This is a genomic window from Microbulbifer sp. S227A, assembly GCF_049800935.1.
Genome location: NZ_JBNAFZ010000003.1, coordinates 380370 through 406379 on the forward strand (window position 1 = coordinate 380370; position 26010 = coordinate 406379).

Here is a 26010-nt window from a genome sequence, read left to right on the forward strand (position 1 = left end):
ATTCTCCCCTTGCTTGGTGGCTGTCATGCCCGCCGGTCCGGTGAAAAGGCCGACAGGTCGGTGTTGACCGGTCGCCCGGTGATCATCTGCGCCAGCCAGCGCCCCGTCTTGGGGCCGCCGCTGAGGCCGATATGGTGGTGGCCATAGCCGACAAAGACATTGCGCGCGGCCGGTGCCTGTCCGATGGTCGGGATGGAATCCGCCGTGGCCGGGCGGTGACCCATCCATTCCACCGTGTCGTCATAGGTCAGGTCGGGAAACAGCGTGGCAACCTGTCGTTTCAGCAATTCGAACGGGGCCCGCGACGGGCCGGCGTCCAGCCCGCCGAATTCGACCACCCCGGCACAGCGCAAACGGCCCTGCATCGAGCTGACCACGAATTTGCCTGCCGCCACCATGATCGGCGAAGTCAGGGTGATCGACGGGTTTACGAACTCCACGTGATAGCCGCGCTCGGATTCCAGCGGCACCGTGATGCCCAACCCGCGCGCGAGGGGGCCGCTCCAGACGCCGGTGGCGAGTACGAAGCTGTCGGCGGCGATCTGGCCCGCGCTGGTGCGGGCGGCGGTGACGGTGCCGTCCTGCCGGTCAAAGCCGGTCACGTCACCGGTGAGCAATCTGCCGCCCTGGGCAACGAAGTGATCGGCCAGCGCAATCACATAGGCACCGGGATCGGTGATCAGCCCGTGATCGGGACATTCCACCCCATAGCCAAAGCGTCCGGCCAGTGCCGGATCATGGGCGGCCAGGTCATCAGCGGTCATTTCCCGGAACCGGTAGCCGCGTTTCCGGCGGATCGACCAGACATAACGTTCCGCGTCAAACGCGGGCTTGTCCGGATAGCCAAAGAGATAGCTGCCGGGGCGCACATAGGCGGCGGCGGGTGTGTTCCGGGCCAGCGCGACATGCTGATCCGCGCAATCACCCAGCAATTCGGTCAGCGCCAATGATGTCCGTTCGACCTGGGCATCGGTGGCATTGGCGAGATAGCGGCGCAGGAAGGGCAGCAGGCGCGGCAGGTAGCGCCATTTCAGGAACAGCGGCTGATCGCGGTCAAACAGCATTCCGGGGGCCTTGGAGAGCAAGCCCGGAACCGTCACCGGCACCACGGCACAGGCCGCGAGAATGCCGCCATTGCCATGCGAGGTACCGCTGGCCGGACCGGACCGGTCGATCAGCGTGACATCGCAGCCGGCGCGTTGCAGCCAGACCGCCGTGGACACGCCGACGATGCCGGCACCGATGACCAATACCCTTGTGTTGTTCCCCGTCACGAACACCCCCGTCGCCTTTGGCGCAGATTGACGTGTTAACGAATTAATTGCCAACGGTTTTTCGCGGTATCCGCGTGCCATGCCGACAACGAGGGCGCGACAGGGAGGGCGGCGCTGGCAATTTCGGCATCGGGTTTTGCGACTTGATCCGGGCCGCGCGGCGGGTCACGTTGAAATCCGCCGGGTCGGGGCCGGCACAACAGGAGGCGAGCGAAGGTGAAACGGGTAACGGGCGGCAAGGCGCTCTATGGGGCATCGGTGGGGATCCTGATGCTTGACGCGCGATTCCCGCGCATTCCGGGCGATATGGGCAATGCGGTGACATGGCCCTTTCCGGTGCATTACCGCGTGGTTCGTTCTGCCTCGCCCGACCGGGTGGTGCGGCAGGGGGCAGAGGGGCTGCTGGATGCCTTTGTCGACGCGGCGCGCGGGCTTGTTGCCGACGGCGTGGACGGGATCACCACCAATTGCGGGTTCCTGTCGCTGTTCCAGCAGGAGCTTGCCGAGGCGGTTCGGGTGCCGGTTGCCAGTTCGTCACTGATGCAGGTGGCGATGGTGAACCGGATGCTGGCACCGTCGCGACGGGCCGGGGTGCTGACCATTTCGGGATCGACGCTGACCGACGCACACCTTCTGGCGGCGGGCGTGCCGCTTGATACGCCGGTTGGGTCCACCGAGGGCGGTGCCGAATTCACGCGGGCGATACTGGGCAATGAACCGGCGCTGGATGTGGAACTCGCGCGGCAGGACAATGTCGCCGCTGCGCTGGCCATGACACGGGCGCATCCGGATCTTGGCGCCATCGTGCTGGAATGTACCAACATGGGACCCTATGCGGCGGATATCGCGCGGGCGACCGGTCTGCCGGTGTTCTCCATCGTGAATTTCATCACCTGGTTTCAGGCCGCGCTTGTGCCGCGCCGGTTCGATCCGCCGCTCTAGCGGCGCGTCAGCCGTCGATCTTGGCCAGCCAGGCGATGATCGCGTCGGCAATCGTCTGCGGATCCTGGTGGATCAGCCAGTGATCCAGGTCGGGCAGGGTCACGCGGGTCAGGTCGGGGGCAAAGGCGTCAAGCCCCGCTGTCGTCTCGGGCAGCAGGGCGGTATCCCGCTCGCCCCAGATCAGCAGGTGCGGACAGCGCACCATCAGCCGGTCAACCGGCAGGTCGGGCAGGTCGGTCAGGGGCGTACCCGGCTCCGCGATGCGCAGGGGCGAGGCGCGATACCAGTGGGTCATCGTCTTGAGCCGTCCCGGACGCGACCATTCCGCCAGATAGGCCGCGCGGGTGTCGTCGGTCAGCCAGCCGGTATCCATCTTGGCCAGGAACAGGTCGCGCATCCGGGCAAACCCGTTTGCGGCAAGCAGGTCGTGGCTGTCGTCGCGGCGCAGGAAATTGATGTACTGGCTGGCCTCGGATTGTGCGCCGCCCGCTGCCATCGCCCGCTGGAACGGCACCGGATGCACGCCGTTGGCGATGATCAGGCGGTCGACCAGACCGGGTTTGAACATCGCCAGCCCATAGGCAATCGCCGCGCCCCAGTCATGCCCCATCACGGTCATCGGAGCGCCGGTCTGCGTGATCAGTTCCGCCATGTCGCCAACCAGCGCCGAAGCGGTGTAATTCTCGACCCCATCGGGGGCCCAGCTCTGGCCAAAACCGCGCTGGTCCGGGGCGATACAGTGGAACCGGTCGGCCAATAGCGGGGCCAGATCGCCCCAGGCACCGCCATATTCCGGAAACCCGTGCAGCAGCAGCAGCGGCGGCAACGATTCGTCCCCCCAACGGCGCAGGAAGAACGGGTTGCCCCCGAGCAGGACGGTTTCGGTGCGGACCCGGTTGGTCATGGTCTGGCCTCGTGTGTTTCCTGATGCGCGCCGCTTGCCGCGATGACGCGGTGCGATGCGGCCTGAACCCCCGACTGTGACAGTTTCTTGACAGGGATCAAGGTGCACCGGTGCGAACCCCGCTAGGCACAGGGGCAACCGAACCCAAGCCGGAGATGCCCATGCCCCTGTCCACCCCCGCCGACTCGCCCATGATAGAAACGCACGATGCGTCCAGCGAGACCCCGCGGCACTCTGCAACGGCGACCCCGGCGGCGGAGGGGCAAGGGACTGGCCGGAGCCAGGACCCGGCGGGGCCGACCCAGGAGCAGGTGCGCCGCGCGTTCGAGAGCGGGCGATATCCCTATCCCCGTAAACTCGGCCGCCGAACCTATGAGGCCGACAAGGCGAGATTGCAGGCGGAACTGCTCAAGGTACAGCTTTGGGGGCAGGAAACCGGGCAGAAATTCGCACTGCTGTTCGAGGGGCGCGACGCCGCCGGCAAAGGCGGGACGATCAAGCGGTTCATGGAGCATCTGAACCCGCGATCCGCCCGCGTGGTGGCGCTGAACAAACCGACCTGGGAAGAAAAGGGCCAGTGGTATTTTCAACGCTACGTGCAGGAACTGCCGACGGTTGGTGAAATGGTGTTCTATGACCGCTCCTGGTACAACCGCGCCGGTGTCGAACGGGTGATGAATTTCTGCGATCCGGCGGAGTACCTGGAATTCATGCGCCAGACCCCGGAACTGGAGCGGATGCTGGTGCGGTCGGGTATCCGGCTTTACAAATACTGGTTCTCGGTGACCCGCAACGAGCAGAAACGGCGGTTCATCAGCCGCGAGACCGATCCGTTGAAACGCTGGAAGCTGAGCCCGATCGACAAGGCCTCGCTGTCCCGGTGGGAGGACTATACCGAGGCCAAGGAAGCGATGTTCTTTTACACCGATACCGCCGACGCACCCTGGACGGTGATCAAGTCAAACGACAAGAAGCGCGCACGCTTGAACTGCATGCGGCATTTCCTGGCGTCGCTGGATTATCCGGACAAGGATCATGAGATCGTGGGAACCCCCGATCCGCTGATCGTCGGCCAGGCGCATCACGTCATTCACAAATCCAACCATATCCTGGGAACCTCCTTGCACCCGGAGAGCCGGGGCAATGGCGCAGCCGCGCGCACCTGACCCCTGCGGTGCAGGCGCTGGCGGGCAACCGGGATGTGGTGTGATCGCCGCAACCACCACGCGCCAAAGGGCAAATCGCAGGCGATGACAGGAAGGATGAGAGGGGCGAAAACAGGAACAAGGTTGGTACCCGAGGCCGGACTTGAACCGGCACGCCCGCAAGGGCAACGGATTTTGAATCCGTCGTGTCTACCATTCCACCACTCGGGCACGGGGCTGCGTATATCGCGGGGAATACGGGGCGTCCAGACACAACATGCCCTTGTGTGCGGCGTCTGACATTTTTTCCTGAGAGCTTGGGTGTTTGGCCGGTTCGGTGCGGGTTTGGCGCAAAAAATGGGTCTGGCCAGTTGACGCTGTCGGCGGCGCGTGGTTTTCGAAACCGACCATCTGTCCGGAGGCCGAGACGCGATGCTCAGAAAGACCTATGATCGCACGATCCAGCTTGCCGACCACCCGCATGCGTTGTGGTGGCTCGCGGGTGTTGCCTTTCTTGAAAGCTCGGTCTTTCCGATTCCGCCGGATCTGTTGATGATCCCGATGATCCTTGCCCAGCCACGGCGGGCGTGGCTCATTGCCGGCGTGGCGCTGGTTGCATCGGTGTTGGGCGGGCTGCTGGGCTATGCGATCGGTGCGTTCGCCTATGAAGGCATCGGGCAGCCGATCCTGGCCGCGATGGGCAAGGCCGACGCGATGGCCGAGTTCAACACGCGATTCAACGATTTCGGTTTCTGGGCGGTGCTGACGGCGGGGGTCACGCCCTTTCCCTACAAGGTCATCACCATCATGTCCGGCTGGACCGGGATGCCGCTTGGCACTTTTGTCGCGACGTCGATCCTGGCCCGTGCGCTGCGCTTTTTCGCGGTGGCGGGTCTGTTGCGGGTGTTCGGCGCGCCGGTGCGCGAATTCATCGAGAAACGGCTGGGGCTGGTGTTCACCGCTTTTGTGGTGCTGCTGATCGGCGGCTTTGCGGCGGTAAAGTACCTGTGACCCGGCGGCTCTGCATACTTGCCGCCTCTGCCGGGTCTTTCGCGCTGCTCGCCGGGGCCTTTGCCTTTCAGTATGTCGGCGGGCTGGCGCCGTGTGACATGTGCCTGTGGCAGCGCTGGCCACATGCCGCGGCGATCCTGATCGGTCTTGTCGCGCTGGTTGTACCCAACCGGCTGTTGCTGATGCTGGGGGCGCTGGCGGCGCTGACCACGGCGGCGATCGGGGGCTATCATACCGGGGTCGAACGCGGCTGGTGGGAAGGGCCGACCACCTGCACTTCGGGGCCGACCGCGGGGCTGACCCCGCAGCAATTGCTGGACCAGATCATGGCCGCGCCGATGGTGCGCTGTGACGAGGTGGCCTGGGACATGCTCGGCCTGTCGATGGCCAGCTGGAACATGGTCGCTTCGCTGTTTCTGATGGTGATCTGGCTGGCGGCGCTGCGCCTACCGCGCTGAGCGCAGGGGCGGGTATGACGCCCGGCCCCCGGGCCAAAAGGAAACCCGCCGCCTGAAGGACAGGCGACGGGCCAAAAGACCGGCAGGGGCGGTTGCCTCAGCCGTCACGTTTTTCCGAAACGATGATTTCCAGCTGGTCGGCGGGCAGGTAGCCGCGCAGCAATTCATCCTGCAATACGAAGGTCGGCGTGCCGCTGATTTGCAGGCGTTGCGCCAGCGCGCGGGTTTCGGCGATTTCGGCGGTGATGTCGTCGTCGTTCATGCGGGCGAGGATCGGCGCGCTGTCCAGGCCCAGCCCCTCGGCGAGACGGCCAAGGATCACGTCGTTGACGTCGCCGTCCAGCTCCATCAGCGCGTCATGTACCTGTTCATAGGCCTCGTCGCCCGCCACCTTGCGCGTGGCGATGGCAAAGCGCGACGAAGCAACCGACGCGTCACCGAGGATCGGGAATTCCTTGACGATCAGGCGGATATTGCCGTCTTCGGCCAGCAGCTTGGCAACTTCGGGCTTGGCGCGCCGGCAATAGCCGCAGCGATAGTCCATGAACTCGACCAGCGTGATATCGCCATCCGGGTTGCCGCCGACCCAGGAATAGCCGTCATTGAACAGGGCCTCGGCATTGTTCTCAACCAGCGCCACGTCGGCTTGTGCCTGTTGTTGGGCGTTGCGCTCCTTGAGCAGGTCGACGGCTTCGATGATGATTTCGGGATGATCCATCAGATAGGCGCGGACTTCGTTCCGGAACGCCGCGCGCTCGGCCTCGGTCAGGGCGGTCAGGTCGGCGGCACCGGCCGATCCTGCGAACAGGGCGGCCGCGGTAAGGGCGGGGGCGGCAAAGCGGATCATGTGTGGACATCCTTGTTGAAAGCTGCTTGGGGTCAATGAACATATCTTTGGCCCGCTGCCAAGGTGCGGGGCCAGTCGGTAACGACCTTGTGCCCCTGCGTGTCTGCGCAACGCGGTGCCCGGACCGTGCCCCCGCCGCGCCCCTGTTGCACCACCGGCATTGACCTTGACCCGGATCCGCGCTCAAACCGGCGAAAGCCAGCAGCGGAGGCATTCATGCGAAATTCAGCCCGGTCACAGGTCGATCCGTTCATCGTGATGGATGTCATGGACGCGGCGCGGCAGGCGGAAGAGGCCGGGCGGCGGATCATCCACATGGAGGTGGGGCAACCGGGCACCGGCGCCCCAAAGGACGCGATGCGCGCCCTGGGCGCGGCGCTCGGGGCGCAGCCGCTTGGCTATACCGTCGCGCTTGGCCTGCCGGCATTGCGGCGGCGCATCGCACGGCTTTATGGCGACTGGTACAACGTTGACCTCGATCCGGGGCGCGTGGTGGTTACGTCGGGCTCATCTGCGGGTTTCCTGCTGGCGTTCACCGCGCTGTTTGACACTGGCGACCGGGTGGGGATCGGCGCGCCGGGCTATCCCAGCTATCGCCAGATCCTGCGGGCGCTGGACCTCGTTCCGGTCGATCTGCCGAGCGCCCCCGAGAATCGCCTGCAACCGGTTCCGGCGGATTTTGCCGGGCTGGACCTTGCGGGGTTGATGGTGGCCTCGCCGGCCAATCCGACGGGCACGATGCTGGACCGTGCGGCGATGGGCGCGCTGATTGATGCGGCGGCGGGGCAGGGCGCGTCGTTCATCAGCGACGAGATCTACCATGGCATCGAATACGAGGCCAAGGCGGTGAGCGCGCTGGAACTGACCGACGATTGTTACGTGATCAATTCCTTCTCCAAGTATTTCAGCATGACCGGCTGGCGTATCGGCTGGATGGTGGTGCCCGAGGATCACGTGCGGGTACTTGAACGGATTGCCCAGAACATGTTCATCTGCGCGCCCCATGCCAGCCAGGTGGCGGCGCTTGCGGCGATGGATTGCGATGCCGAGCTGACCGCGAACCTGGACGTATACAAGGCCAATCGCGCTCGGATGCTGGAGGGGTTGCCAAGGGCGGGGTTCACCAAAATCGCGCCGCCGGACGGGGCGTTCTATGTCTATGCCGACGTGTCCGACCTTACCGATGACAGCCGTGCCTTTGCCGCCGAAATTCTCGACAAGGCCGGGGTGGCGGTGACGCCGGGGCTGGATTTCGATCCGGTGCGGGGGCACGGAACGTTGCGGTTCTCCTATGCCCGCTCGACCGGGGATATCGAGGAAGGGCTGGCGCGTCTTGCGCGTTTCATGGCCGAGCGGAGCTAGGCAGCAACACCCGGTCATGCGTGTGTTTCCGCTGACGTGGTGGCAGGGGAGCCAATTATTACGCCTTGTGTTTTGACCCTCTGCCCGGTCATCCCTATATAGAGGCCAGCGCGCCAGCAGAGGCTATCCAGTGATCCGTTTCGTCCTATCCTTCTTTGGAGCGATTTTTACGCTCGTGACCCTTGGTATCGCCGTGCTGGCCCTCAGCATCGGGGCGGTGTTCTGGATCTACGGCCGTGATCTGCCCAGCCACGAGTCGCTGGCCAATTACAAGCCGCCGACGATCAGCCGGATCTATTCCGGTGAAGGGCACATGATCGACGAATTCGCCAAGGAACGGCGGCTGTTCGCCCCGGCGGACGAGATTCCCGACCTGGTGAAAGAGGCGTTTGTCTCGGCCGAGGACAAGAACTTCTATACGCACAAAGGGTACGACACGCGCGGCATCGCGGTGGCGGCCTTTGAAGCGGTGAAATCGCGCGGCCAGAACGTGCGCGGGGCCTCGACCATCACGCAGCAGGTGATGAAGAACTTCCTGTTGTCCGCCGACCGCAAGATCGAGCGCAAGATCAAGGAGATCATCCTTGCCGCGCGCCTTGAAGAGACGTTGGACAAGGAACAGATTCTCGAACTCTACCTGAACGAAATCTTCCTCGGGCAGAATTCCTATGGCGTGGCGGCGGCCAGCCAGACCTATTTCAACAAGACCCTGGCCGAGCTTGCGCCGCATGAAGCGGCAATGCTGGCGGCGATGCCGCAGGCACCGAGCAAATACCACCCGGTCCTGGCCAAGGAGCGGGTGACACAACGGCGCAACTATGTGCTGCGTGAAATGTACGAGAACGGCTATATCGACCGGGCGATCTACGAAGCCGAAGTACAGCAACCGCTGCGTTCTGTGCAGAATGGCGATTTCGAGAGCTTCCGCACCGCGCTGCCGCCGCGCGATTATTTCACCGAAGAGATTCGCCGCCAGCTCAAGGACGATTTTGGTGATGGCGAGTTCTTTACCGGCGGCTTCAGCGTGCGCGCCACCATCGACGAGGAAATGCAGACGGTTGCGGCCGAGTCGCTGCGCCGCCAATTGGAACGCTATGACCGCGGGCTGGGCATCTGGCACGGCACCGAGGATACCATTCCGGCCGAACAATTGAGCGACGAGGCCACATGGCGCGAGGCGCTGAGCGCCGCCGATGTGCCCCGAGACGTTGTACTGAACGGCGAGTGGCACCCGGCGGTGGTGCTTGAAATCGGCGCACAGGATGCCCGGATCGGCATCGAGGGCATCGACGAGGATGCCGACGGTCACTGGATCGTGGCCAAGGACGTGCAATGGGCACGCAAGCGCAACCAGGACGGCACGCTGGGGCGCAAGGCCAAGGTGGCGGATGATCTGCTGGATGTGGGCGACGTGGTGCTGGTGCGCGCAATGACCAATGATGACGACGGGTCGTTCATCCGCTGGACCCTGCGCCAGGTCAGCGACGTGCAGGGCGGGTTCATGGCGATGGACGTCAATACCGGCCGTGTTCTGGCGATGCAGGGCGGGTTCAGCTATCAGGATTCGGTGTTCAACCGCGCCACCCAGGCACAGCGCCAGCCGGGGTCGAGCTTCAAGCCCTTTGTCTATGCGGCGGCGCTGGATAGCGGCTACAGCCCGGCAACCATCGTGGTTGACGCCCCGATCGAGGTGAACACGCCGCAGGGGCTCTGGCGGCCGCGCAACTCGTCCAACAAATTCTACGGCCCGACACCGCTGCGCACCGGGATCGAACAGTCGCGGAACCTGATGACGATCCGTCTCGCGCAGGAAGTGGGCATGTACACGGTTGCCAACTATGCCGAGAAATTCGGTGTCTATGACGACATGGGGCCATACCTGGCCAATGCCCTGGGGTCGGAAGAGACAACGCTATACAAGATGGTCGCGGCCTATGCGATGTTTGCCAATGGCGGTGAACGGGTTGAGCCGACACTGGTCGACCGGATCCAGGACCGGTACGGCAAGACCATCTACCGCCATGACAAACGCGATTGTGTCGATTGCAATTCGGCGGCGTTGCAACCCGGCGCGACCCCGCGGATCGTCAGCGATCGCGAGCGGGTGATGGATGCGGTGACCGCCTATCAGCTGACTTCGATGATGAAGGGGGTCGTGGATCGCGGCACCGCGAGCGGTGTCGTCAAGCTGCCGGTGCCCACGGCGGGCAAGACCGGCACCACCAACGAGGCGCGCGATGTCTGGTTCATCGGCTTTACCAGCAACATCGTCGCCGGGTGTTACATCGGCTATGACCGCCCGCGCCCCCTTGGCCGCAGCGCCTATGGCTCGTCGCTTTGTGGACCGGTGTTTCAATCCTTCATGACCGAGGCGACCGAGAAATATGGCGGCGGCCCGTTCGAGGTGCCGCCGGGCGGCTATTTCATCAAGATCGACCGCTTTACCGGCGGACGCCTGCCGGACAGCGCCAGTGGTCCCAACGTGGTGGCCGAGTATTTCCGCGATGGCACCGATCCCGACTTTGGCCGCACCTATGACGGTGGCTTTGCCATGGGCTCGAACCTGCCGCTGGTGGAAGAGGTGCAGAGCGGCGGGCGGCAGGTCCGGACTTCGACAGGCGGCACCGCGGTTGTCGGACCCAAGGCGAATTTCGGCACGGTGAGTTCCGGCGGTTTGTATTGACGCTTTGGGGTGCAAGCGGCGCTTGCCGCGCTGGCGGGGCTGGTTTATCACCGGGTCTCACAGATTGAACCGCTAGGATTGCCATGCGCGCCGAAACCCAGAACACCGTTGCCGAGATCGAGAAATCGCTGGAGCTGCTGGCGCAGCGGCTCGATTGGGAAACCGCGCCGCACCGGCTCGAGGAATTCAATGCCCGTGTCGAAGACCCCAACCTGTGGGACGATCCCGAAGCGGCGCAAAAGCTGATGCGCGACCGGCAGACTCTGGTCGATGCGATGGAAACCTACGAGTCGATCAAGCGCGATATGTCCGACAATGTCGAGATGATCGAACTGGGCGAGATGGAAGAAGATCAGGAGGTCGTCACCGACGCCGAGAACGCGCTCAAGGCGCTGGCGGTCAAGGCGGCGCAGAAAGAGCTGGAAGCCCTGCTTGACGGCGAAGCGGACGGCAATGACACCTTCCTCGAGATCAACGCCGGCGCGGGCGGCACGGAAAGCTGTGACTGGGCGTCGATGCTGGCGCGGATGTATGTCCGCTGGGCCGAGAAAAAGGGCTACAAGGTCGAGCTGCAATCCGAGAGCGCGGGAGAAGAGGCGGGGATCAAATCGGCAACTTACAAGATCAGTGGCCAGAATGCCTATGGCTGGCTGAAATCCGAAAGCGGCGTGCATCGCCTTGTGCGGATCAGCCCCTTTGACAGCGCCGCCAAGCGTCACACGTCGTTCTCGTCGGTTTGGGTCTATCCGGTGGTGGATGACAATATCGAGATCGAGGTGAACCCCGCCGATATCCGCATTGATACCTACCGATCTTCGGGCGCGGGCGGGCAGCACGTCAACACCACGGACTCGGCGGTGCGGATCACCCACCATCCCACGGGGATCGTGGTGACAAGTTCGGAAAAATCACAGCACCAGAACCGTGACATCGCAATGAAGGCGCTGAAGTCGCGGCTCTATCAGCTGGAACTCGACAAGCGCAACGCGGCGATCAACGAGGCGCATGAAAACAAGGGCGACGCGGGCTGGGGCAACCAGATCCGTTCATACGTCTTGCAGCCCTACCAGATGGTCAAGGATTTGCGCACCAATTTTGAAACCTCCGACACCAAGGGGGTTCTGGACGGGGACCTGGACGGGTTCATGGGCGCAACGCTGGCGCTTGACGTGACCGGCAAGAGCCGCGCCGAGGCCCGGGGCGAAGCCTGACGGGGCCGTTGACGCCACGTTCGGTCGAATTCGCCGCAATTTGGTCATGCTCTGTCACTAACAGTCGCGCGCCCGAGCAAAGGAGCGCGACCAGTGGCCACCGAAATCATCAGGGACGACCTGACCGGGACCTATTATCTCGACGGGCTTGACGAAGTGATCCTCACGCCGTCGGGCAGTGTGCTTAGCGATGCCTTTATCGGCATGATCAACCGCACCGAGGCGGATATCGGTGTCCGCCTTGATCTGATGGGACGGGTGCAGGCTCAGGGGGTGGCCGTTGCGCTGGTGTCCGATCCGGAAACCGGGGTTGGGCAGGGCCTGCGCTCCTATGTCAACATCGGCGAAACCGGGTCACTTGCCGGGCAGTTGGGCTTGCACATTTACCATTCATTCGGCGCCGACATTCACGTTGCCGGGAATGTGCGCGGCACATATGGCGGCATCGAAACGGTGACGCCCGACGCCGAGTTGCGCGTGACAGGCACGGTGCAAGGCACGCGTGTCGGGATCAGATTGAGCAGCCGGGATCAGGACCACCCCGGCTATGCCGAGATCTACAACAGCGGTTCGATCTCGTCAGATGACGGCGCGGCGGTCGATATCTACGGCGCTGGCGGCGCGATCCGCAATGTCTCGACGATCTTTGGTGCCGTGGGGGTGTTCGCGACCGGGAACCGGGATCTCTTGATCCGGAACCAGGGTACGATATCTGCAAACAGCACAAACGGCATCGAGATCGTCGATGGCGTTGAATTGGCCAGCATCAACAATTCCGGCACGATCAACGCAATCGGGCATGGGGTCCATTTGGTTGAGGTCGATACACGGCTGGTGAATTCGGGTACGATTACGGGGCAAGCGGGCATATGGCTCGACAGCGATGGCGATCTGGTCCTGCGCAATTCCGGTGTGATTGCGGGCGATACTGATGCGCTGATCGATCACGGTTGGGACGGCATCAGAGATATCGTCAATGCCGGGGTAATCAGCGGCACCATCAATGGCGGCGAAAGCGTCGCGAATTACCGTCTGGTCAATCATGGAACCATCGCGGGCGATATCAATTTCGGAGAGGGCGACGATTACTACAAGCTGGCCGAAACCGGCCTAACCACCGGCGCGGTTGATGGCGGCATGGGGGATGACACGCTGATCGGCAATGAGGGTGACGACCGGCTGGCGGGCGGTCGCGGCGATGACTGGCTGCGCGGGCGTGGCGGTGATGACTGGCTGGATGGCGGGGCGGGATCGGACCGCCTGCACGGCGGCGCGGGCGACGATATCCTTGATGGCGGCCGGGATATCGGGCCCGAGGACACTGACGATCCGCGAACCGATATCCTGACCGGCGGCGGCGGCTCGGACATCTTTGTGTTCGGTGAACAGAGCGGGCAGGACCGTGTTGCCGATTTCGAGCAGGGCAGCGACCTGCTGCGATTGCAGGGGCAAGACGGTGGATTTGATACGCTGGGCATTGCTGATTGGAACGGCAATCTGCGGGTGGATCATGATAACGGGTCGATCATCCTGGTCGGCCTGGCCGGCCTGGACCTAACCGTGTCCGATTTCGAATTCATTTGATCTGGTACAGGCCGCGCATTCCAATCGCTTGGCCACGCAGGTTTTGAAACGGCGCGCCTGATTTGCCCAATTCGCCGGGTGCTATGACCACTCCCTGATTTCCGGATTGGTGCCTGTTTCCCGTGCGCAATTTGTGTTATGAATTTCGCATTATTCAGCACAATTATTTCCAAGGGGGCACCTATGCCAACGCAATTCCTGAATGTGACCTTTGATGGCGTCAATGATGTTCCACGTCTGCCCGGCGATGGTTCGGTTTCCTGGAGTACCGGTGGCTCGCGGCCAACCATCGATCGGTATTCGGTTTTTGTCGACGCTCCGGATGATCTGGACGCGACACTGAACCTGACCGGATCGGATTGGCGTATCCGGATGTTGCAGGTGGCCGGGGACGATCACATCACGCGGATTGTTGATGGCGACACCGGTTCCGGCAGGGAAATCGAATATTTGAATCTCGGTTACAACTCCGAGGTCGATCTGACATCGACCAGGGTGCGCTACATGAACGGCTGGGAAGGTGACAGGCATGACATCACGCTCGGCTCCGAGAACGACTGGATGCATTGGCTCAACCTTGGTGCCGATGTGAACGTTGTGGATACGGCCGTTGGATGGGTCGGCGGGATCGACATTTATCGCGGGCGCGGCGATGTAACCGTGCGGGGGGATGTTCAGAACATCGGTTTCAGGTCAACCGATGACAATCTGGTGGTGGATGACGGCTTTGTTTTCTCTGCGAGAATGCGGGGCGGGGATGATACGGTCATCGTGCGAAATGGCGGGCGCATCGGGGTGCTGGAGGATTTTGGCGGCGCGAGCGATGTCAGGGTGCTCAAGGACAGTCGGCTGGACAGTTTCCGCGGTGGCGAGGGTGATGTCTCGATCGCGCTGTTCGGCTCGGCACGCGCCGAGTCGATCCGGGTGTATGAGAGCGACCTGACCTTCTCTTCCAAGAAAGGGTATGTGCAGTCGATCTATGGCTGGGAGGTGGACTCGGATGTGACCATCGGTAGCGGTGGCATCGCAACCATCAAGTTCGTTTCAGACGCCGCCCGGTCCCATGACATCACCGGTTCGGCGGATGGTTACATCGGTTCGATCGAAACGACCGACAGCAGGGATGATGCAACCGACGATCAGAGCGCCGTGGTCAATCTCAGTTATTTTGCCGGATCGGTGCGCCTGGGCAATGGCGCCGACAGGGTTACCACCGGGAATGGCGAAACCGGCTGGGTCGAGAACATTTCCACATCTGGCGGCAATGACGTGGTTACGCTGGGCTCGGGGGGTGCCGTCACGGTTGGGACCAGCCGGGGCAATGACCGGATCAACCTACAGGATCTTTTCTATAACGAGGCAGAGGACGGCGTCGCCCTTCGCGGCGGTGCCGGGACCGATACGCTGAGCTTTCAGGCCTTCTCTCTCGGGGTGGCGGTTAACCTCGACCTGAGCGGTGCCTATCAGGAAGTGGCAACCGGTGCGGGTTTCTTCAGCATCATCGGCATCGAGAACCTGATCGGCAGCCAGCACGCCGATATGCTGACCGGCACCGCGATCAAGAATGTGATCTCGGGCAAGAGCGGCGCGGACCTGATATTGGGCGGCGGCGGCAATGACACGATCAAGGGCGACGCGGGCAATGACATGCTGTTCGGACAGTTGGGCCGCGATACGGTGATTGGCGGCGCGGGCCGCGATACCATCGATGGCGGCTTTGGCAATGACACGCTGCGCGGCAATGGTGGTGGTGATACCTTTGTCTTTGGCAACAAGAGCGGCACCGACACGGTTGCCGATTTCACCGATGGCAGCGACATTCTGCGGCTGGTGGGGCATACCGGCGGGTTCGGCGACCTGACCTTTTCGAACGCCGGGGGAAATCGCGAGATCGAGCATGACAACGGCACCATCGTGCTGGCGGGGCAGGCGGGCCTGGTTCTCACCCAGGCGGATTTTGATTTCGTCGTTGCCTGACGGCAATGTGCCCGCGCCATCAGGGGTTTGCATGATCCGGGGCACCGGCTAGGCTGGCATCGTCACATGCCGAGGAGCCTTGCCCATGTCCCTGACCGAGCGAACCGCAACCAGCCTGCTTGCCGACCTGAACAGCGGCGCGCTGTCTGCCAGCGAGCTGATGCAGGAGACACTGGCGCGGATCGATGCGGTCAATGGCCGGGTCAACGCCATCGTCGGGTTGCGCGATCCCGATACGCTGATGGCAGAGGCGGCCGCCATGGACAGCGGACCCAAACGCGGCCCGCTGCATGGCCTGCCGATCGCGGTCAAGGATCTTGCCAATGTCGCCGGGGTGCTGACAACCTTCGGCTCGCCGATCTTTGCCGACAACGTGCCCGAACAGGACGACATGATCGCGGCGCGGATGCGGGCGGCGGGGGCGATCCTGATCGGCAAGACCAATACGCCCGAATTCGGGCTTGGCAGTCACACGTTCAACCCGGTGCACGGGGTGACGCGCAACCCCTATGACCTGTCGCGCAGCGCCGGAGGCTCGTCCGGCGGATCGGCGGCGGTGCTGGCGGCGGGGATGACGGCGCTGGCGGATGGGTCGGACATGATGGGAAGCCTGCGCAACCCGGCGGCGTGGAACAATGTCTATGGCTTCAGGCCAAGCTGGGGCCGGGTGCCGTCCGAACCCGAGGGGGACACCTTTCTGCACCAGCTGGCGACATTGGGGCCGATGGCGCGGACACCCGAGGATATCGCGATCCTGCTGGACGTGATATCCGGCCCCGACCCGCGACAACCGCATGGCATGGCGGTGGAGCCAGTTGCGCCGCTCGGGGCTGCCGATCCCAACGGCCTGCGGATCGGCTGGCTGGGGGATTGGGGCGGTGCCTATCCGATGGAAGAGGGCATTCTGGACCTGTGCGGCGATGCGCTCGGGGTGTTGGAAACCCTTGGCTGCGCAATCGAGCCGGTCGCCCCGCCGTTTTCCGCCGAAGCCATCTGGCAAAGCTGGATCGATCTGCGGTCGTGGCAGGTTTCGACCGGCCTGGCGGCTTTCCTTGCTGAAGGGGCAGAGTTGAAGGACAGCGCGATCTGGGAAACCGAACGCGGCCTGGCGCTTACGGCGCATGACGTTCACAAGGCCAGCGTGGTGCGCTCGCAATGGTTCCGGGCGGCGGCGGCGCTGTTTGAAACCTATGACGCGCTGATCCTGCCGACGGCCCAGGTCTGGCCCTTTGACGCCGACATCCCGTATCCCACGAGCGTTGCGGGCAAGGCGATGGAAACCTACCATCAATGGATGCAGGTCGTCATCCCGATCAGCCTGCTTGGCCTGCCGGCGCTGGCGGTTCCCGCCGGGTTCGGGGCGCAGGGGTTGCCGATGGGCGTTCAGATATTCGGGCCGCGCGGCAGTGATGCCAGGTTGCTGGCGCTTGGCGCGGCCTATCATGCCGCGACGGATTGGCCGGCACAGCGCCCGCCGCTCTAGGGTCGCATAATCGGGGAGGGGGCAGAATGCAGCAGACACTTGAACATGGCGTACCGCCGTTGCAGCCGGTGTCGGGGGGAATCTTGCGCACCGCCCTGGCGCGCGGGTGGCAGGATTTTCGCCGCGCCCCGGCCTATGGGCTGGCCTTTGCAGGGTTCTACGTGCTGGCGGGCTGGCTGATGGCGGTGATTACCGCCCGCACAGGCACCACATTCTGGCTGGTGCTGGCGGCCATCGGATTTCCGCTGATCGGTCCCTTTGCGGCGGTCGGGCTCTACGAGGTATCACGCCGGCTCAGGAACGGTATCCCGTTGGACTGGCGCGGCATTTCGGGGGTGGTCATACATCAGAGCCGCCGCCAGCTGCCGTCGATCTGTGCCATCATCATCGTGGTGTTCCTGTGGTGGTTCTTTATCGGCCACATGATCTTTGCACTGTTCCTGGGGCTGTCGACGATGACCAATATCTCGACCTCGTTCGACGTGTTCCTGACCATGAACGGGCTGATCATGTTGACGGTCGGCACCGTGGTCGGGGCGCTGTTTGCCCTGTTGCTTTACATGATCACGGTGCTGTCGCTGCCCTTGTTGCTGGATCGCGAGGTTGATTTTGTCACCGCGATGATCACCAGCTTCAGATATGTCATGGCCAATCCGCTTCCGATGTTGCTCTGGGCGGCCTTTATTGCGGCCACGTGCTTTGCCGCGCTGTTGCCATGGTTCCTTGGTCTGTTTCTGGTGTTGCCCCTGCTTGGCCATGCCACCTGGCACCTTTACGATCAACTCAGGGGCTAGGACGGTTCGCGGCCCTCTCTGACCAGCCGCGCGCGCAGTTCAGCCGCAGCCGGGTGATCCTGTTCCAGCGCAAACACATAGGCATGGGTCAGATAGAAACCGGCCGCATCCGGGCAGTTTGCGGTGTCGGCCGCCTCGCGATAGAGATCGACCAGCGCCCGGTGGTCATGGGCGGCATGGGCCGCCAACAACCGCTCCTGCAGATCCGTCATTCCGCGGCACGCGGACGGGCGCGGTGGGTCTCGATCTTGCCGGCGACCCAATCGTGAAACAGATGCGTCGGTCCGTCCATTGCCGGTGAAAAACGCCCGCCATCAAAGCCGGGGGCCAGTCGGCCACGTTGCATGCCCTGGACGACGAAAATATCCTCTTCGAACACGGTTTTCCACTGCTGCGCGTTGCGCGCCCGCAGCCCCTCGTCGGTGGCGGGCCGGGTATAGAAGAGATGCACATGTTCGGTGGTATGACCGACGCTGTCGGGGACAAGAATGATCGCAAAGGCATGGTCGCGATGCACTCCAAGCAGCACGTTGGGGTAGGCCGCGACATATTCCGCAGCTGTATCCCACTTGTCGCTCAGACCGGTGAAATCGGGAAAGACATCGCCGTTCTCATTGCGGATCTGGCGATAGACCATGGTTCCCTGGCCAGAATATTCGCCGGGCTGTTCGATGTGATAGTGATCTTCCAACCGGGAATAGCTGTTCAATCCGGGATGCACCCAGGGCAGGTGATAGCTCTCGCAATAGTTCTCGACCGCGAGTTTCCAGTTGCAGTCGACTTCGAGCTGAAACCGGCTTTCGGCGCCGCCGTGAAACAACGGGTGATCGAATTCGGCCCAGCGGGCGAGCAGGCCGGACATGGCAATCTCAAACGCCGGCGCGTCGCCGGACAGGTTGATCCAGACCACGCCGAACCACAGGTGGCTGCGCACCTCGATCAGGCCGAGCGTGGCCCGGTCGATCCCGTCATGGGTGTTCTGTCCGGGGCCGCCCACATGGGGCGTGCTGACAAGCCGACCATCCGTGGCATAACACCAGCTGTGATAGGGGCAGCGGATCGCGCCCTCGATCTTGCGCGGCTCTTCAACCAGGATCATGCCGCGGTGGCGGCAGGTGTTCTGAAAGACCCGCACCTGGCCCTGTTTGTCGCGGATCAACAGCAGCGGCACCCCCAGAAAGCTCATGGGTACCGCATCGCCCGGTTCCGGCACATCCGCCTGCGCCGCCAGCCCGGCCCATTGCGAAAACAACAGCGCCTGCTTTTCCTCTTCAAACACACCCGCATCGGTGTAATGGGCATTTGGCAGCCCCTGGGCATGGGCGATCGGGCGGCGAACGGCGGACAGGTCCGAGGCGGGATGTGGCATGAGGCTCTCCTTGGCTTTCCCGGATGTTGTATCCGGGAAAGCCGGAGGCGCTCCGCTCTCTCTGCGACGAAAGTTTTCTCACCGCGACATGTGCGGCAATGCGGCCCCGCCGGGGGTCAGCGAAACGGATCGCCCGGCTGTAGCAACCGGCGATGGAAGGGCAGCAGCTCGTCTTCGGTCTTGAACCCGGTTTGGCGGGCAGCGTCGAGCACATCACTCCAGGACCCGCCCAGATGTTCATAGACCATGCGTGTGACGCGGGTGCCGGTGGTGCTTTCGCGTACCGTCCGGGTCACGTAGCCGACCCAGTAATTGTTCTCGAACGAGGCAACCCGCGCCAGGTAGTTGAACGAACTGGTCATCGCCTTGCGGCGCGAGATCATTAGCGCCACGCCGTCTTCCTGGCGGATCGCATAGCCGCGGAATTCCCGTGCCCTTGCGTCGATCGGAAGTCCCTGCTGGCGCATCGCCTCGCGCGCTTCATAGCCGCGCACATAGACGTGGCCGGCATGGCGGAACACATGGACCAGGCCGACAATGAACTGCGCCTCGTTGATGAAGCTGCGCCGGGAAAACCGAAAAAACCCGCTGGGAAACACTTCTTCGCTCACATCCCTGACACCGGGTCCGGTGAACTGCGACAGGACCGGTCCGTTCAGGATCGATCCACTGGTATCCAGCGCGTCGACCGGGTCGAGCAGAATTCTCGCATCCACGTCGAAGAACGCGCAGATCCGGTCAAGCACATCCGGACGGGGAAAGCTCTCGCCGGACAAGTAGCGGTTGAACTGGGTGCGGTTGATGCCAAGCCGCCGCGCCAGTTCCGAAATCGACGGATAACTCCTGGACAGGGTGCGCAGGTTTGCGCCGAACATGTTGCGCAATTCAGCGGGGGATCGTGTCGATTTGGACATGGAGCCTCCTCTAGGGTTGTGCAACTGCACCTGGCCTGACCCCTGGGATTATGGATGAAAACACCCGGTTTGGGATCCGATTTCTTGGTTTGACGCGAATTAGCATCAGCGTTGACGCCAATATGGATCGACAAGCTATCGTTTCAGACACAAATTGCAATAGCGCGACGCAAGGTTTTCCATGTCTGATTGTAAAGAATTGGCACAAACTTAGTATAGAGAGATTTAGTGGGATGGATCATGTTTGGCGTAGTGCTCTGGAGTGACGAGGAAGATCACAAGGCGGTTATTTGGTGTGAAGATCATGGAGATCTTGCATTTTATCGCTCAACCAAGGATGCCCAGATGGTGGCGATGGACGCCGGGGATTGGGTTGAATTCGAACTGACCATGGATCGCAACATGCGATTCGCACACAATCCCAGATTGATTGCCGAGGGCGTGTTCCCGGAATTGCCCGAGTCGCTTGAAACCGCCGGAACGGTTCGGGTTTCACCGGCTACACCGATGCACAAGCAGCGCGGTTCGGCTGAAATCATCCCGTTTTCGCCATCTCGCGCAGCGGGGCGGGATCAGCGCCGCGCCGTCACCGCGGGCCACGCCTGATTTCCTTGTAATCGCTCTGGGGGTCCTTGCCAGAGGCAGGACGGGCGGTCCCCCGCCCAGACCGTAAACATTGCATATCGCGCCAAACCCGGATCATCCAACGCTGCCTGAAAATCGAAGATTTCAACGCGTCAGACGATTTGCGGTGCTTCAGGTGATACGCGAGATGCTGTAGTTCAGTCGCCGCGCATCAGGGCGGCAATCCCGGTCCGCGCGATTTCCGACAGACCCAGCGGCCGCATCAGGTCGGCAAAGGCGTCGATCTTGTCCGGTGCGCCGGTGATCTCGAACACAAAGCTGTTCAGCGTGCTGTCAACCACATTTGCGCGGAAGATATCGGCCAGGCGCAGCGCCTCGACGCGCTTTTCTCCGCCCCCAACAACCTTGAGCATCGCCAGCTCGCGCTCGACCGAGGCCCCCTCGACCGTGAGGTCATGCACTTCGTGAACCGATACGATCCGCCCCAGCTGGGCCTTGATCTGCACGATCACCTGCGGCGTACCGGTGGTGACGATGGTGATGCGGCTTAGGTGACCGGTGTGATCGACCTCGGCCACGGTCAGGCTTTCGATGTTGTAACCGCGCCCTGAAAACAGCCCGATGACCCGCGCCAGGACGCCGGGTTCGTTTTCCACCAGCACCGCGATCGTGTGCCGCTCCTGAACGTCCGAAAAGCTGGGGCGCAGGTTATAGGCCGAATGCTTGGTTGTGCCTTTTTTGATGTGTAGGGCAGACATGATGTCCATACTCCTGAGATGTTCCGAATGCCGGGCACCGGGGTGCCCGTTCACCGATTTCTGGATTGTGTCCTAGACCAGAACCGCGCCGCCGGCCTGGATCACGCCCTGGGTTTCCGCTTCGCCCAGCAGCATCTCGTTATGCGCCTTGCCCGAGGGGATCATCGGGAAGCAGTTTTCGTGCTTTTCCACGAGGCAGTCAAAGATCACCGGGCCATCATGGTTGATCATCTCCATGATCGCATCGTCGAGATCGGCCGGATCCTTGCAGATGATGCCCTTGGCCCCAAAGGCTTCGGCGAGTTTCACGAAGTCGGGCAGCGCCTCGGACCAGCTGTGCGAATAGCGTTCGCCATGCAACAGTTCCTGCCACTGGCGCACCATGCCAAGACGTTCGTTGTTCAGGATGAACTGTTTCACCGGCAGGCGATACTGCACGGCGGTGCCCATCTCCTGCATGTTCATCAGCCAGCTCGCCTCGCCCGCGACGTTGATCACCAGGCTGTCGGGATGCGCCATCTGCACGCCGATCGACGCCGGGAAGCCATAGCCCATCGTGCCCAGGCCACCGGACGTCATCCAGCGGTTGGGGTCTTCAAAGGTCAGGTATTGCGCCGCCCACATCTGATGCTGGCCAACCTCGGTCGTGATATAGCGATCATGCCCCTTGGTCAGCGCCTCGAGCCGCGCCAGCGCCTGCTGGGGTTTGATGGTCTTGTCGCCCGCCGTATAGGCAAGGCAATCGACCTTGCGCCATTCGTCGATCTTCATGTGCCACTTGGCAACCGCCTCGGCATTGGTCTTGCGGCCGCGTGATTTCCAGACCTTGAGCATGTCTTCGAGCACATGCGCCACGTCCCCGACAATGGGGATGTCGGTCTTGATCACCTTGTTGATCGAGCTCGGGTCGATATCGATATGCGCCTTGATCGACTTGGGGCTGAACGCGTCGATGCGGCCGGTGATCCGGTCGTCAAAGCGCGCGCCGATATTGATCAGCAGGTCGCAGTCATGCATCGCCAGGTTGGCTTCGTACAGCCCGTGCATCCCCAGCATCCCGAGCCAGTTCTTGCCCGAGGCCGGATAGGCACCCAGACCCATCAGGGTCGAGGTGATCGGAAAGCCGGTCGCGTCGACCAGTTCGCGCAGCAGCTGGCTGGCCGCCGGGCCGGAATTGATCACCCCGCCGCCGGTATAGAACACCGGGCGCTTGGCCTTTTCCATCGCCGCGACCAGTTCGGTGATCTCTTCCAGGTCGCCCTTGACGCGCGGTTGATAATGCGACGCGGTGGGCGAGGGTTTGGTGTAGGTGCCGGTGGCGAATTGCACATCCTTTGGAATGTCGACCAGCACCGGCCCCGGCCGCCCTGAGGTGGCCACGTGAAACGCTTCGTGGATGACGCCCGACAGGGTGTCGGTGTCCTTGACCAGCCAGTTATGCTTGGTGCAGGGGCGGGTGATGCCCACCGTGTCGGCCTCTTGAAAGGCGTCCGAGCCGATCATGAAGGTCGGCACCTGTCCGGTAAAGACCACGATCGGGATACTGTCCATCAGCGCATCGGTCAGCCCGGTCACCGCGTTGGTGGCACCCGGACCCGATGTCACGAGCACAACCCCGGGCTTGCCGGTCGCGCGGGCATACCCTTCGGCGGCGTGAACCGCGCCCTGTTCGTGCCGCACCAGCACGTGCCGCACGTCGTTCTGCTGAAAAATCTCGTCATAGATGGGTAGGACTGCGCCGCCGGGATATCCGAATACCGTGTCGACGCCCTGATCCTTCAGCGCCTGCACCAACATCTTTGCTCCGGTCATTTCACGTGTCATCTGTTTTTGCTCCATCCGAGACAACGTTCTGCGCATAAAGTTCTGCGCATAAAAAAACCCCCGTTCTTGGCGGGGGCGCATGGGTCGCAATATGGCTAACCGTTACCGGCCCATGCGCGTGGTTCCTACGATTACGACTAGGCGAGACATATTCACCGCTCCTCTTCATGCCCGGGCGACATTATGGGCGCAAACCGGGGGCGTCAACCGTCAATCGTCGTGAAAATGACCGGCAATGATGCCCGTTCTGCGACGTTTTGTTGCGCCCGTGGGTTTTGTGGCGAAAGAAAGCTGTGATTTCATGACCGGCGGCGATCATTTCTGATAATCGGCGGGCGGTCTGCGCGCCCGTCCGGTTGCCCGTCGCGCGGCCATGCAGGGACATGCCGGACCGCGCAATGTGCGCCGGTTTGCCAGGGGCGGGTGGCGGCGGGGATCAGAGCCGGGTCGGGCGTCCGTCCGGCAGGCTGATATTGGCGACCTGTTCGGCGATGGGATCGGTCGAGAGCGGATGGGTTTCGGCACCGAAATCGTCGGGGTCAGATACCGGCACCCATTCACCGCCCACATAGACTTCAAGCCCAGAGAACTTGGCCTTGTAGCCCATCTTGCGGCTGCCGGGAACCCAGTAGCCCAGATAGACATAGGGCAGGCCGGCGCTCCGGGCGATCTCGATATGATCCATGATCATGTAGGTGCCCAGGCTGTGTTGCAGCCGGTCGGGCGCGTAGAAGGAATAGACCATGCTCAGCCCGTCTTCGAGCACATCGGTCAGGCTGACCCCCACCAGTTCGTCGCCGCGCGGATCGCTGTATTCGATGACCCGGCTGCGAATGGGGGTTTCCTCGATCATCGCCGAGAATTCGAAAACATCCATGTCCGCCATGCCGCCATCGGCGTGGCGCGCATCGAGATAGCGGCGGAACAGGTCATACTGGTCTTCGGTCGCCCAGGGCGAGGTGGCTTGCCGGGCGATGTCGGCATTGCGGCGCGCGGCGCGTTTCTGGCTCTTGGTCGGCTTGAAGCGGTCGACATCGATGCGTGCCGACAGACAGGCCGAACATTCGGCGCAGGACGGGCGGTAGAGCACGTTCTGCGAGCGGCGAAATCCCTGCTGGCTCAGGCCGTTGTTCAGGCGATCGGCATTGTCACCCTGTAGCGATGTGAACAGCTTGCGCTCCATCCTGCCCTCGAGATAAGGGCAGGGTTGCGGGGCCGTCACATAGAATTGTGGTGCAATGGGTAGAGTATGTCGCATGAACCGTCCGCTGTTGCTTTCACGAAAATGATAGCAACCGATCTGCAAGTCGCCAAGTGTCGATTCAGGCGCGCAATTCGGACCTTCGGTTGAGCGCGACAGTGCCCAGGAATGCATCGGTCAGGCCCTGACCCCGCGCTCCGGTCAGCATCATCACGATCGAGATGATCTGCAGGATTGGGAGCGTGATGCTGATCGTGTAGCCGGCCGTGTGCGCCAGCGCCATCGGCATGTCAAAACGGTTGCCATCCGCCTTTCTGAGCTCGATGCCGACAAAACGCATGCCCCAGGTGGCGGATCCGTTGGCAATGGTCACGACGCGATAGCAGAAGCTGAGGATGATCCACATGAAGCCCAGAAAGAAAGCCCCGACAAAGGCGGTCAGCAGCACCCCGGCCATGCACAGCAGCATGACAAGGATCGTGTCGATGACCCAGGCCATCAGGCGTTTGAGCGGGACGGAGGAATAGAATTCCGGCTGGCGGTCCGGATCCGGCAGGTTGTACATCAAGTTACCCCGAGTTGGCATGCAAAGGCGACCTGTCCCGGCAAAGGCGGGGACAGGTCAATTGGTATCAGGCCGCTTCGTCTTCGTCACGACCCGCTTGTTTGGCGCGCTCGTCCATGAACTGGTCGAACTCGGCCTTGTCCTTGGCTTCGCGCAGGCGTTCGAGGAAGGATTCAAAGTTGTTCTGTTCTTCTTCCAGACGGCGCAGGGTTTCGGCCTTGTAAGCGTCAAACGCGCGGTTGCCGGTCGAGGAGGACATCGTCATGCGGTGCTGTTTCCACGAATTGCGGCGGCTGCAGGATTTGCTGAACATGCGTTTGCTCCAGATCATGTAGAAGAGAAGGGCGAGGCCAACTGGCCAGAAAAACACGAAGCCAAGGACCATAGCGGCGATCCAGGCCCCTTTGCCCTTGCTGTCAAGCCAGGCTTCGGCGCGGGAAAACCAGCCCGGATGGGACGTGGCGGGAACGGGTTCGGTCATCATGGTCATGGTCGTCTCTCTCCTGAAGGTGTGTCAATGTGAATGCCTTTCACATCATCTAGATCGGGGGTGAGGGCGTCAGTTGCAAGGCTTTATGTGAATGTTTTTTACATTTACTTTTATTGTTACGTGAAATCAAATGCTTGTGCGTTTGATATTTGCTTCAAAATGACCGGCGCGATACGGAAAACATGGTGCGGCGTGCCCGCTGCGGCCCAGATGTCATCAAATTCCAGCAGCCGGGGGTCGAGAAATGCGCGGATCGGCACGAGATGGCCCACCGGGGCGACGCCGCCGATGGCAAACCCGGTCTGCCTGCGGATCAGCGCCGCATCGGCCTTGCCAAGCGGTTCACCCGCCGCCAGTGCGGCCCTGGTTTCGTCGACGCGATTGCCGCCGGCTGTCAGGAACAGGATGGCCTGGCCGCTTTCTTCGCCGAGAAAGATGATGGATTTGGCGATCTGGTCCAGCGCGCATCCCACCGCATCGGCGGCATCCTGCGCCGTGCGGGCGAGGCTGGTTTCCTGTATCACGGGGTCAAGTCCGGCGGCTTCGAGCGCGGCGCGGACACGTTTCATGCTCTTGCTCATGGCGCGCAGCCTGACCCGAAAGAGATCGATATCGCAAGCGGTTCCTGC

The 26010-nt window shown here is 62.5% G+C and carries 24 protein-coding genes and 1 tRNA gene; 12 read left to right on the forward strand and 13 right to left on the reverse strand.

All coding sequences use genetic code 11. The annotated features are described in order from the left end of the window. Positions 1–23: 23 nt before the first annotated feature. Positions 24–1274, reverse strand: coding sequence for an NAD(P)/FAD-dependent oxidoreductase (locus tag ACP15R_RS09640; RefSeq protein ID WP_424986186.1), 1251 nt, complete (start codon positions 1272–1274; stop codon positions 24–26). 216 nt (positions 1275–1490) lie between these two features. Between ACP15R_RS09640 and ACP15R_RS09645 the strand changes: the two genes are divergently transcribed. Further along, on the forward strand, positions 1491–2216 hold the full coding sequence (locus ACP15R_RS09645; RefSeq protein WP_424986187.1) for an aspartate/glutamate racemase family protein: 726 nt from the start codon (positions 1491–1493) through the stop codon (positions 2214–2216). Between the two features lie 7 nt (positions 2217–2223). On the opposite strand, the gene ACP15R_RS09650 is transcribed toward ACP15R_RS09645, so the two are convergent. After that, a complete protein-coding gene (locus ACP15R_RS09650; RefSeq protein ID WP_424986188.1) occupies positions 2224–3120 on the reverse strand; it encodes an alpha/beta fold hydrolase in 897 nt (298 codons plus the stop codon). A gap of 161 nt (positions 3121–3281) precedes the next feature. Here ACP15R_RS09650 and ppk2 point away from each other — a divergent pair, with 161 nt between their 5' ends. After that, positions 3282–4286, forward strand: coding sequence for a polyphosphate kinase 2 (ppk2, locus tag ACP15R_RS09655; RefSeq protein ID WP_424986189.1), 1005 nt, complete (start codon positions 3282–3284; stop codon positions 4284–4286). Positions 4287–4410: 124 nt separating this feature from the next. Here ppk2 and ACP15R_RS09660 read toward each other — a convergent pair. Beyond that, positions 4411–4496 (reverse strand) — tRNA-Leu (locus tag ACP15R_RS09660). 201 nt (positions 4497–4697) lie between these two features. Here ACP15R_RS09660 and ACP15R_RS09665 point away from each other — a divergent pair. Both ACP15R_RS09665 and ACP15R_RS09670 read left to right on the forward strand, forming a co-directional pair. Further along, the gene (locus ACP15R_RS09665) at positions 4698–5276 is read left to right on the forward strand and encodes a YqaA family protein (protein ID WP_424986190.1); all 579 of its coding nucleotides are present in this window, start codon (positions 4698–4700) and stop codon (positions 5274–5276) included. Beyond that, the gene (locus ACP15R_RS09670; protein WP_424986191.1) at positions 5273–5734 is read left to right on the forward strand and encodes a disulfide bond formation protein B; all 462 of its coding nucleotides are present in this window, start codon (positions 5273–5275) and stop codon (positions 5732–5734) included. Before ACP15R_RS09665 ends, ACP15R_RS09670 begins: the two co-directional genes overlap by 4 nt. A 97-nt stretch (positions 5735–5831) precedes the next feature. Here ACP15R_RS09670 and ACP15R_RS09675 read toward each other — a convergent pair whose 3' ends face one another. Next, positions 5832–6581, reverse strand: coding sequence for a DsbA family protein (locus tag ACP15R_RS09675; RefSeq protein WP_424986192.1), 750 nt, complete (start codon positions 6579–6581; stop codon positions 5832–5834). A 216-nt stretch (positions 6582–6797) separates the two neighbouring features. Here ACP15R_RS09675 and ACP15R_RS09680 point away from each other — a divergent pair, with 216 nt between their 5' ends. The 7 genes from ACP15R_RS09680 to ACP15R_RS09710 all read left to right on the forward strand — a co-directional run bounded on the left by ACP15R_RS09680 (position 6798) and on the right by ACP15R_RS09710 (position 17675). Then, complete coding sequence (locus ACP15R_RS09680) at positions 6798–7943, forward strand: pyridoxal phosphate-dependent aminotransferase (protein WP_424986193.1); 1146 nt, start codon at positions 6798–6800, stop codon at positions 7941–7943. Positions 7944–8073: 130 nt separating this feature from the next. Next, complete coding sequence (locus ACP15R_RS09685; RefSeq protein WP_424986194.1) at positions 8074–10626, forward strand: penicillin-binding protein 1A; 2553 nt, start codon at positions 8074–8076, stop codon at positions 10624–10626. Positions 10627–10709: 83 nt separating this feature from the next. Beyond that, positions 10710–11837, forward strand: coding sequence for a peptide chain release factor 2 (gene prfB, locus ACP15R_RS09690; protein ID WP_424986195.1), 1128 nt, complete (start codon positions 10710–10712; stop codon positions 11835–11837). Between the two features lie 93 nt (positions 11838–11930). Next, on the forward strand, positions 11931–13421 hold the full coding sequence (locus ACP15R_RS09695) for a calcium-binding protein (protein ID WP_424986196.1): 1491 nt from the start codon (positions 11931–11933) through the stop codon (positions 13419–13421). A gap of 183 nt (positions 13422–13604) precedes the next feature. Continuing rightward, positions 13605–15398 (forward strand): calcium-binding protein, encoded by a 1794-nt coding sequence (locus tag ACP15R_RS09700; protein ID WP_424986197.1) that lies wholly within the window; start codon positions 13605–13607, stop codon positions 15396–15398. 85 nt (positions 15399–15483) lie between these two features. Continuing rightward, positions 15484–16881 carry an amidase gene (locus ACP15R_RS09705; protein WP_424986198.1) on the forward strand — a complete coding sequence of 466 codons (1398 nt, stop codon included), beginning with the start codon at positions 15484–15486 and terminating at the stop codon, positions 16879–16881. A gap of 26 nt (positions 16882–16907) precedes the next feature. Next, a complete protein-coding gene (locus ACP15R_RS09710; protein WP_424986199.1) occupies positions 16908–17675 on the forward strand; it encodes a DUF2189 domain-containing protein in 768 nt (255 codons plus the stop codon). Here ACP15R_RS09710 and ACP15R_RS09715 read toward each other — a convergent pair. From ACP15R_RS09715 to ACP15R_RS09725, 3 genes are all read right to left on the reverse strand, one after another. Continuing rightward, complete coding sequence (locus tag ACP15R_RS09715) at positions 17672–17887, reverse strand: hypothetical protein (protein WP_424986200.1); 216 nt, start codon at positions 17885–17887, stop codon at positions 17672–17674. The genes ACP15R_RS09710 and ACP15R_RS09715 overlap by 4 nt on opposite strands. Beyond that, positions 17884–19044: an aromatic ring-hydroxylating oxygenase subunit alpha gene (locus ACP15R_RS09720; RefSeq protein ID WP_424986201.1), complete on the reverse strand. Its 1161-nt coding sequence runs from the start codon at positions 19042–19044 to the stop codon at positions 17884–17886. Before ACP15R_RS09720 ends, ACP15R_RS09715 begins: the two co-directional genes overlap by 4 nt. Positions 19045–19160: 116 nt before the next feature. Next, the gene (locus ACP15R_RS09725; RefSeq protein WP_424986202.1) at positions 19161–19958 is read right to left on the reverse strand and encodes a helix-turn-helix domain-containing protein; all 798 of its coding nucleotides are present in this window, start codon (positions 19956–19958) and stop codon (positions 19161–19163) included. Positions 19959–20198: 240 nt separating this feature from the next. Here ACP15R_RS09725 and ACP15R_RS09730 point away from each other — a divergent pair, with 240 nt between their 5' ends. Next, positions 20199–20564: a hypothetical protein gene (locus tag ACP15R_RS09730; RefSeq protein WP_424986203.1), complete on the forward strand. Its 366-nt coding sequence runs from the start codon at positions 20199–20201 to the stop codon at positions 20562–20564. Between the two features lie 176 nt (positions 20565–20740). Here the strand turns inward: ACP15R_RS09730 and ilvN are convergent, their stop codons facing one another. The 6 genes from ilvN to ACP15R_RS09760 form a co-directional block, all read right to left on the reverse strand. Next, the gene (ilvN, locus tag ACP15R_RS09735) at positions 20741–21301 is read right to left on the reverse strand and encodes an acetolactate synthase small subunit (RefSeq protein ID WP_424986204.1); all 561 of its coding nucleotides are present in this window, start codon (positions 21299–21301) and stop codon (positions 20741–20743) included. A gap of 72 nt (positions 21302–21373) precedes the next feature. Then, the gene (locus tag ACP15R_RS09740) at positions 21374–23125 is read right to left on the reverse strand and encodes an acetolactate synthase 3 large subunit (RefSeq protein ID WP_424986205.1); all 1752 of its coding nucleotides are present in this window, start codon (positions 23123–23125) and stop codon (positions 21374–21376) included. Between the two features lie 436 nt (positions 23126–23561). Continuing rightward, entirely contained in the window at positions 23562–24383 is an 822-nt protein-coding gene (locus ACP15R_RS09745) for an arginyltransferase (RefSeq protein ID WP_424986206.1), read from the reverse strand. 64 nt (positions 24384–24447) lie between these two features. Further along, the gene (locus tag ACP15R_RS09750; protein WP_424986207.1) at positions 24448–24891 is read right to left on the reverse strand and encodes an RDD family protein; all 444 of its coding nucleotides are present in this window, start codon (positions 24889–24891) and stop codon (positions 24448–24450) included. A gap of 67 nt (positions 24892–24958) precedes the next feature. Next, on the reverse strand, positions 24959–25381 hold the full coding sequence (locus ACP15R_RS09755; RefSeq protein WP_424986208.1) for a DUF2852 domain-containing protein: 423 nt from the start codon (positions 25379–25381) through the stop codon (positions 24959–24961). 116 nt (positions 25382–25497) lie between these two features. Continuing rightward, on the reverse strand, positions 25498–25950 hold the full coding sequence (locus ACP15R_RS09760; protein ID WP_424986209.1) for a YbaK/EbsC family protein: 453 nt from the start codon (positions 25948–25950) through the stop codon (positions 25498–25500). Positions 25951–26010: the final 60 nt, after the last annotated feature.

Excerpts from the sequence above, each read along its gene's own strand:
- ilvN (WP_424986204.1), bottom strand. The coding sequence starts at position 21,301 with ATGTCTGCCCTACACATCAAAAAAGGCACAACCAAGCATTCGGCCTAT.
- ACP15R_RS09715 (WP_424986200.1), bottom strand. The coding sequence starts at position 17,887 with ATGACGGATCTGCAGGAGCGGTTGTTGGCGGCCCATGCCGCCCATGAC.
- ACP15R_RS09700 (WP_424986197.1), top strand. The coding sequence starts at position 13,605 with ATGCCAACGCAATTCCTGAATGTGACCTTTGATGGCGTCAATGATGTT.
- ppk2 (WP_424986189.1), top strand. The coding sequence starts at position 3,282 with ATGCCCCTGTCCACCCCCGCCGACTCGCCCATGATAGAAACGCACGAT.
- ACP15R_RS09710 (WP_424986199.1), top strand. The coding sequence starts at position 16,908 with ATGCAGCAGACACTTGAACATGGCGTACCGCCGTTGCAGCCGGTGTCG.
- ACP15R_RS09730 (WP_424986203.1), top strand. The coding sequence starts at position 20,199 with ATGTTTGGCGTAGTGCTCTGGAGTGACGAGGAAGATCACAAGGCGGTT.
- ACP15R_RS09705 (WP_424986198.1), top strand. The coding sequence starts at position 15,484 with ATGTCCCTGACCGAGCGAACCGCAACCAGCCTGCTTGCCGACCTGAAC.
- prfB (WP_424986195.1), top strand. The coding sequence starts at position 10,710 with ATGCGCGCCGAAACCCAGAACACCGTTGCCGAGATCGAGAAATCGCTG.
- ACP15R_RS09750 (WP_424986207.1), bottom strand. The coding sequence starts at position 24,891 with ATGTACAACCTGCCGGATCCGGACCGCCAGCCGGAATTCTATTCCTCC.
- ACP15R_RS09665 (WP_424986190.1), top strand. The coding sequence starts at position 4,698 with ATGCTCAGAAAGACCTATGATCGCACGATCCAGCTTGCCGACCACCCG.
- ACP15R_RS09680 (WP_424986193.1), top strand. The coding sequence starts at position 6,798 with ATGCGAAATTCAGCCCGGTCACAGGTCGATCCGTTCATCGTGATGGAT.
- ACP15R_RS09650 (WP_424986188.1), bottom strand. The coding sequence starts at position 3,120 with ATGACCAACCGGGTCCGCACCGAAACCGTCCTGCTCGGGGGCAACCCG.
- ACP15R_RS09725 (WP_424986202.1), bottom strand. The coding sequence starts at position 19,958 with ATGTCCAAATCGACACGATCCCCCGCTGAATTGCGCAACATGTTCGGC.
- ACP15R_RS09745 (WP_424986206.1), bottom strand. The coding sequence starts at position 24,383 with ATGCGACATACTCTACCCATTGCACCACAATTCTATGTGACGGCCCCG.
- ACP15R_RS09755 (WP_424986208.1), bottom strand. The coding sequence starts at position 25,381 with ATGACCATGATGACCGAACCCGTTCCCGCCACGTCCCATCCGGGCTGG.
- ACP15R_RS09760 (WP_424986209.1), bottom strand. The coding sequence starts at position 25,950 with ATGAAACGTGTCCGCGCCGCGCTCGAAGCCGCCGGACTTGACCCCGTG.
- ACP15R_RS09675 (WP_424986192.1), bottom strand. The coding sequence starts at position 6,581 with ATGATCCGCTTTGCCGCCCCCGCCCTTACCGCGGCCGCCCTGTTCGCA.
- ACP15R_RS09740 (WP_424986205.1), bottom strand. The coding sequence starts at position 23,125 with ATGACACGTGAAATGACCGGAGCAAAGATGTTGGTGCAGGCGCTGAAG.
- ACP15R_RS09720 (WP_424986201.1), bottom strand. The coding sequence starts at position 19,044 with ATGCCACATCCCGCCTCGGACCTGTCCGCCGTTCGCCGCCCGATCGCC.